This window comes from Verrucosispora sp. FIM060022 (assembly GCF_003977705.1).
GTDB classification, from domain to species: Bacteria; Actinomycetota; Actinomycetes; order Mycobacteriales; family Micromonosporaceae; genus Micromonospora; species Micromonospora gifhornensis.
This window is the reverse complement of sequence record NZ_RQIV01000008.1, coordinates 269,526-276,465: the sequence shown is the minus strand read 5'-3', so window position 1 is coordinate 276,465 and position 6,940 is coordinate 269,526. Positions and strand designations below refer to the sequence as shown.

Here is a 6,940-nt window from a genome sequence, read left to right as displayed (position 1 = left end):
CCACGCAGATGAAGTGCACGTCACCGAAGTCGGCGGTCTCGGCGATGTCGGTGCTGAACCGCAGCCGGCCGGCGGCGAGGTTGCGCCGTAGCAGTTCGTCGAGGCCGGGCTCGTGGATCGGCACCTCACCGGCGTTCAGCTTGGCGAGCTTGGTGACGTCGACGTCGTACCCGAGCACCTCGTAGCCGAGTTCGGCGTAGCAGATGGCGTACGTCGCGCCGAGATAACCGGTGCCGAGGAAGGTCACCCGAGGGCGTGGAGCAGTGGTCATCGTCGACATCTGCATCTCCAACAAATGCGAAAGCGATTCGGTGCACGGCGGCGCCGCGACTTACTTATATCTGCAAAATCTAAGATTATTTGGCATATTCAATTTCATCCTTGCGTACCCGGTGGCCTGGTCGTACCTGAACAGCCTTGTGCTAGACGCAGCCGCGTTCGCTGAACGATCACGCCGGACGGCGTAACCCACGGATCAGGCCTTCCCGCCATTCCCTGGCCCGGGGACCCGGCGCGGTCAGTGCGTGTTGATCGACGCGGGCCGACGTCTCAGGCGATCGCCTGCCACCAGCCGTCGACCGAGGGCGGGTCGTCGACCGTCACCCGCTCACCCGGGCGCGGCACGGCCAGCCGGACGTCGCGCGCCTTGGCCTCGGCCCAGAGCCGGTCCACCGGCTCCGACCAGTCGTGCAGCGCCAGGTTGAAGGTCGCCCAGTGCACCGGTACGAGCAGTCCGCCGCGCAGGTCGACGTGGGCGGCGACCGCCTCCTCCGGGAACATGTGGATGCTCGCCCAGGCGTGGTCGTACGCGCCGATCTGGATGAGCGTCACGTCGAACGGGCCGTACGCCGCGCCGATCTCGGCGTAGCCGGCGAAGTAGCCGGAGTCTCCGGTGTAGTAGACGCGGCGCTGCCGCCCGGCCACCACCCAGGAACTCCAGAGGGTGCCGTTGCGGCGCAGCCCGCGCCCCGAGAAGTGCTGGGCGGCGGCGCAGGTGATCTCCAGTTCGGCCACCCGGTGGGTCTGCGTCCAGTCCAGTTCGATGATCCGGTCGGCCGGCACGCCCCACCGGTCGAGGTGAGCGCCGACGCCCAGCGGCACCAGGAACGGCGCCGACTGCCGGGCCGTCAACTCCCGGACCGTGGCCATGTCGAGGTGGTCGTAGTGGTCGTGGGAGATCAGGATGGCGTCGAGGTGGGGCAGTTCGTCGAGGCGTACCGGCGGCTCGTGCAGCCGGCGCGGGCCGAGCGTGGCCGACGGTGAGCACCGCTCGCTCCACACCGGGTCGAGCAGCACCCGCCGTCCCTCGATCTCGACAAGCGTGGTGGCGTGGCCGTACCAGATGACGTTCAGTTCGCGGGCCGGGTCGACCGGTGTCGCCGCGACCGGGCGGACCAGCGGCACCGGAGCGCTCGGACGGCGTTTCTGCTTACCGAAGAGCAACTCTCGGAGCAGGTTGCGGTCCGGGGCCGGGGCGGTGATCGGGGTGCCCGGTCGGTTGTGGAAGACGCCGTCGCGGAACTGCGGCGACCGGGCCGCCCGGTCCGCCCGGGCCCCGGCGAGCCGACCACCGAGCGCGGCCGGGACGTCCCGGGCCGCCCAGGCCAGACCGGCCAACCCGGCCAGGGCCGCGAGCCCCGCCATCGAGCCGCTGATCCGTCGCCCGGTCACCTTCTTCGACGCACGCATGGTTCCCCCTCCGTCGCGGCCCGGAGTCCACGTTAACCGCCGTCGGCTAGGTCAGCCGCCGTTGCTGGGTCGGTGCGGGTGGGCGCGGTGTCGGGTCCCGCTGCCGCCGACCCGGTCGGTGGCGTCCAGGAACCGCCGCCCCAGCCTGGCCCGGGCCGCCACGGCGGGGTGGGTGGCGCCGTAGTCGTCCGCGCCCGGCTGGCCGTCGGCGAAGAGCGCGTACGTCAGCACCGGCGCCCCGGCGGCGTCGAAGATCACCCCTGCCTCGTGCCGGGCGTCGGCGAACCAGCCCGCCTTGGTGGCGATGCGGGCCCGCTGCGCCGAGGACATCTCGCGACGGATGCCGTCGGTGAACGCCACCGGTGCGCGCAGCAGCCGCAACACGACATCGGTCGAGGACGGTGTGAGCAGGGTGCCGCCGACCAGGGCCCGGAGCAGGTTGTGGGTTTCCCGGGGGGTGCTGGTGCCGAGGAAGAACCGGTTCGGGTTGGCCACCGGCTGCACCTGGGTGTTGGGGAAGCCCTTGGCCTGCAGGATCTGGTTGAGCTCGGCGGCCGGGCAGACCAGCCCGCAGAGCCGTACCGCGGTGTCGTCGGAGACGGTCAGCAGGTTGGCCAGCACGTGTCCCAGGGTCACCTGGCTGGGGTAGGCACCGTCGAGGCTGAAGATGCCATCGCCGCCGGGCACCACGATGGCGGCGCTCACCTCGACCCGCTGGTCGAGGGTGAGCAGACCCCGGTCGACCTTGTCCAGCACGGCGACCGCCACAGCGATCTTGTTGACGCTGTACGCCTCGATCCGGCGGTCCGCCGACTCGGTCACCGCGACCAGCGGGTCACCGCCGGTCGGGCTGGTGAGGCTGACGTACGCCTGCCAGTTCCCACCGGCCCGGCCGGTCTCCCGCCGGTACGCGGCAGCGACGCGCGCCACGGCACTCCTGCGCTCGGCGCTGCCGGTGCCCCCGGCCGGGCCCGGCTGCGCGGCGGTCGTCCCAGCCTGGCCCGGCTCTGCGGAGGTCGTCGCGGCCGGGCCAGGCTCAGCGGCGGCCGGCACGCTGGGGCCGAACACGGTGCCGGCCGTGGCCACGGTGCCCAGGCCGAGCGCGGTCCTGCGGTTCACTCGGATGGTCAATCGTCTCTCCCGTCGGTGCCCGATCGTGTCCTCGGGACACCTTAGGCCGACGCATCGACGCGTGTGTGCCCGTCGATGCGCTCACGGGGCGAGCACGACCTTGACGCAGCCGTCCTCCTTGCGCTGGAACATCTCGTACGCCTGCGGGGCCTGCGCCAGCGGCATCCGGTGGGTACGCAGGTCCGTCACGCCGAGCGGGTCGCTGTCGTCGGCGAGCAGCGGGATGATCTCGTCGGTCCAGCGGCGGACGTGACACTGGCCCATCCGCATCTGGATGCCCCGGTCGAACATCTCCATCAGCGGCAGCGGATCGACCTCGCCGCCGTACACGCCGGAGATGGAGACGGTGCCGCCGCGCCGTACGGCCTTCAACGCGGCCTTGAGCACGACGAGCCGGTCCACCCCGGCCTTGTCGATCATCTGCCCGGCCAGCTTGTCGGGGAGCAGCCCGGCGGCGGTCTGAGCGATCTTGCCCAGTGGCGCGCCGTGCGCCTCCATGCCGACCGCGTCGATCACCGCGTCCGGTCCACGCCCGTCCACCAGGTCGATCAACGTGCCGGGCACGTCGTCGATCTGGCTGACGTCGAGGACCTCGACGCCGTGCCGGCGAGCCATCTCCAGCCGCTCCGGCACCACGTCGAGGCCGATCACCCGTTCCGCGCCGAGGTGCCGACCGACCCGGGCGCAGAACTGACCCACCGGGCCGAGGCCGAAGACGGCCAGGGTGCCGCCGCGCGGGGTGTCGGCGTACTTCACCGCCTGCCAGGCCGTCGGCAGGATGTCGGAGAGGTAGAGCCACTGCTCGTCCGGACCGGTCTCCGGTACCTTGATCGGCCCGAACTCGGCGTGCGGCACCCGCAGGTACTCGGCCTGACCGCCGGGCACCGAGCCGTACAGGGAGGTGTAGCCGAACAGGGCCGCGCCCTTGCCCTCGGAGGTGACCTGGGTGGTCTCGCACTGCGCGTACAACTGGCGGGAGCACATCCAGCAGGAGCCGCAGGCGATGTTGAACGGCACCACCACCCGGTCGCCGGGCTTGAGCCGGGTCACCCCCGCGCCGACCTCCTCGACGATCCCCATCGGCTCGTGCCCGAGCACATCGCCCGGCTTGAGGTACGGCCCGAGAACCTCGTACAGATGCAGGTCCGACCCGCAGATCGCGGTGGAGGTGATCCGTACGATCGCGTCGGTCGGCTCCTCGATCCGCGGGTCCGGCACCTCTTCGACCCGTACGTCCCGCTTGCCCTGCCACGTCAACGCCCGCATACCCGCCTCCTAGTCGTCGATGTAGCTGGCCTGCTACCCGACAAGGCGCCCTTCAACCAACCCCTCTGTGCACGTTGATCAAGAGGTTTGCGTCAGGATTCCGGCGATCGCCGACGCAAACCTCTTGATCAACATCGAAAGGGTGGGGTGGGGGTGCGGAGTTAGGGGGTGTCGGGGCGTTTGGTGGTGGTGGCGGCGAGGTAGTCGCGGTTGAGGCGGCCGATGGTGGTCAGCGGGATGCCCTTGGGGCAGACGGCGGTGCACTCGCCGGCGTTGGTGCAGCCACCGAAGCCGGCCTCGTCGTGGGCGTCGAGCATGCCGATGACCCGGGTGTACCGCTCCGGCTGGCCCTGGGGCAGCAGGCCCAGCTGGGTGACCTTGGCGGCGGTGAACAGCATGCCGGAGCCGTTCGGGCAGGCCGCCACGCAGGCGCCGCAGCCGATGCAGGCGGCCGACTCGAAGGCGGCGTCGGCGTTGGCCTTGGCCACCGGCACCGAGTGCGCCTCCGGCGCGCTGCCGGTCGGCGCGGTGATGTACCCACCAGCCGCGATGATCTTGTCGAACGCGTTGCGGTTGACCACCAGGTCCTTGATGACCGGGAAGGCGCGGGCCCGCCACGGCTCGATGTCGATGGTGTCGCCGTCTTTGAACTGTCGCATGTGCAGCTGGCAGGCGGTGGTGCCGCGCTGCGGCCCGTGTGCGTTGCCGTTGATCATCAGACCGCACATGCCGCAGATGCCCTCACGGCAGTCGTGGTCGAAGGCGACCGGTTCCTCGCCGGCGAGGATGAGCCGCTCGTTGAGCACGTCGAGCATCTCCAGGAACGACATGTCCGGGGAGACGTCCTCGACCTGGTAGGTCACCATCCGACCCTTGTCCGCGGGGCCGGATTGGCGCCAGATGCGCAGGGTCAGGTTCACTTGTAGCTCCGCTGCGTGGGGTGGACGTATTCGAACTTCAGGTCTTCCTTGTGCAGCACCGAGGGCTCACCGGTGGCGGTGAACTCCCAGGCGGCGACGTAGGCGAAGTTGTCGTCGTCGCGCTGCGCCTCGCCGTCGGGGGTCTGGTGCTCGGCCCGGAAGTGGCCGCCGCAGGACTCCTCCCGGTGCAGGGCGTCGATGCACATCAGCTCGGCCAGCTCGAAGAAGTCGGCCACCCGGCCGGCCTTCTCCAACGACTGGTTGAGCCCGTCGGCGTCACCGACGATGCGGACCCGCTGCCAGAACTCCTCGCGCAGCGCGCGGATCTCGTCGATCGCCTTGCGCAGCCCGGCCTCGGACCGCTCCATGCCGCAGTGTTCCCACATGATCTGGCCGAGTTCCCGGTGGAACGAGTCCACCGTGCGGTCGCCGTTGACGGCGAGCAGCCGCTGCAGGCGATCCTCCACGTTGCGGCGGGCCTCGATCGCGGCCGGGTGGCTGCCGTCGATCTTCTCGAACGGGCCGGCGGCCAGGTAGTTGGCGATCGTGTTGGGCAGGACGAAGTAGCCGTCGGCCAACCCCTGCATCAGCGCCGAGGCGCCGAGCCGGTTCGCGCCGTGGTCGGAGAAGTTCGCCTCGCCGATCACGAACAGGCCGGGGATGGTGGACTGCAGGTCGTAGTCGACCCAGAGGCCACCCATCGTGTAGTGCACGGCCGGGTAGATCCGCATCGGGACCTCGTACGGGTCCTCGCCGGTGATCCGCTCGTACATCTCGAACAGGTTGCCGTACTTGGCCTCGATGGCCTTGCGGCCGAGCCGGTCGATGGCGTCGGCGAAGTCCAGGTAGACGCCGAGCTTGGTCGGGCCCACCCCTCGGCCCTCGTCGCAGACGTTCTTCGCGGCCCGGGAGGCGATGTCCCGGGGCACCAGGTTGCCGAAGGACGGGTAGATCCGCTCCAGGTAGTAGTCCCGCTCGTCCTCGGGGATGTCGCGGGGGGCCCGGTCGTCGCCCTTGGCCTTGGGCACCCACACCCGGCCGTCGTTGCGCAGCGACTCGCTCATCAGGGTCAGCTTCGACTGGTGGTCGCCGGAGACCGGGATGCAGGTCGGGTGGATCTGGGTGTAGCAGGGGTTGGCGAAGTACGCGCCCTTGCGGTGGGCCCGCCAGGTGGCGGTGACGTTGCAGCCCTTGGCGTTCGTCGACAGGTAGAACACGTTGCCGTAGCCGCCGGAGGCGAGCACCACCGCGTCGGCGAACTCGCTGGTGATCTCACCGGTGACCAGGTCCCGGACCACGATGCCCCGGGCCTTGCCGTCGACGACGATCAGCTCCAGCATCTCGTGCCGGGCGTTCATCTCCACGTTGCCCAGGCCGATCTGCCGCTCCAGCGCCTGGTACGCCCCGAGCAGCAGCTGCTGGCCCGTCTGGCCCCGGGCGTAGAAGGTGCGCTGCACCTGGGCGCCACCGAACGAGCGGGTGTCGAGCAGGCCGCCGTACTCGCGGGCGAACGGCACACCCTGGGCGACGCACTGGTCGATGATGTTGACCGAGACCTCGGCCAGCCGGTGCACGTTGGACTCGCGGGAGCGGAAGTCGCCACCCTTGACGGTGTCGTAGAAGAGGCGGTGCACCGAGTCGCCGTCGTTGCGGTAGTTCTTGGCGGCGTTGATGCCGCCCTGCGCGGCGATCGAGTGTGCCCGGCGCGGGCTGTCCTGGTAGCAGTACGACTTGACCTGGTAGCCCTGCTCGGCCAGCGTGGCCGCGGCCGAGCCGCCGGCCAGGCCGGTGCCGACCACGATCACCGTCATCTTGCGTCGGTTGGCCGGGTTGACCAGCTTGGCCTCGAACCGGCGGCGTTCCCAGCGGCTCTCGATCGGGCCGTCGGGGGCCCGGGTGTCGGCGACCGGGTCGCCCTCGATGTACAGATCCAT

General features: G+C 70.3%; 5 protein-coding genes and 1 pseudogene. All 6 read right to left on the bottom strand.

Going from position 1 to position 6,940, the window contains the following annotated elements:
• A pseudogene (locus EG812_RS21860) lies at positions 1 to 280 on the bottom strand (UDP-glucose 6-dehydrogenase); the annotation flags it as partial.
• A 269-nt stretch (positions 281 to 549) separates the two neighbouring features.
• Positions 550 to 1,689: an MBL fold metallo-hydrolase gene (locus tag EG812_RS21855; RefSeq protein WP_013732583.1), complete on the bottom strand. Its 1,140-nt coding sequence runs from the start codon at positions 1,687 to 1,689 to the stop codon at positions 550 to 552.
• Positions 1,690 to 1,740: 51 nt separating this feature from the next.
• Positions 1,741 to 2,820, bottom strand: a complete 1,080-nt coding sequence (locus EG812_RS21850) for a serine hydrolase (RefSeq protein ID WP_233579564.1) — start codon at positions 2,818 to 2,820, stop codon at positions 1,741 to 1,743.
• 81 nt (positions 2,821 to 2,901) lie between these two features.
• Positions 2,902 to 4,086: a zinc-dependent alcohol dehydrogenase gene (locus EG812_RS21845; RefSeq protein ID WP_013732585.1), complete on the bottom strand. Its 1,185-nt coding sequence runs from the start codon at positions 4,084 to 4,086 to the stop codon at positions 2,902 to 2,904.
• Positions 4,087 to 4,247: 161 nt separating this feature from the next.
• A complete protein-coding gene (locus EG812_RS21840) occupies positions 4,248 to 5,006 on the bottom strand; it encodes a succinate dehydrogenase/fumarate reductase iron-sulfur subunit (protein WP_013732586.1) in 759 nt (252 codons plus the stop codon).
• A complete protein-coding gene (locus tag EG812_RS21835; protein ID WP_013732587.1) occupies positions 5,003 to 6,940 on the bottom strand; it encodes a fumarate reductase/succinate dehydrogenase flavoprotein subunit in 1,938 nt (645 codons plus the stop codon). The genes EG812_RS21840 and EG812_RS21835 overlap by 4 nt, the downstream gene beginning before the upstream one ends.

Coding starts and splice junctions, on each gene's coding strand:
- EG812_RS21855 (WP_013732583.1), bottom strand. CDS start 1,689: ATGCGTGCGTCGAAGAAGGTGACCGGGCGACGGATCAGCGGCTCGATG.
- EG812_RS21845 (WP_013732585.1), bottom strand. CDS start 4,086: ATGCGGGCGTTGACGTGGCAGGGCAAGCGGGACGTACGGGTCGAAGAG.
- EG812_RS21835 (WP_013732587.1), bottom strand. CDS start 6,940: ATGGATCTGTACATCGAGGGCGACCCGGTCGCCGACACCCGGGCCCCC.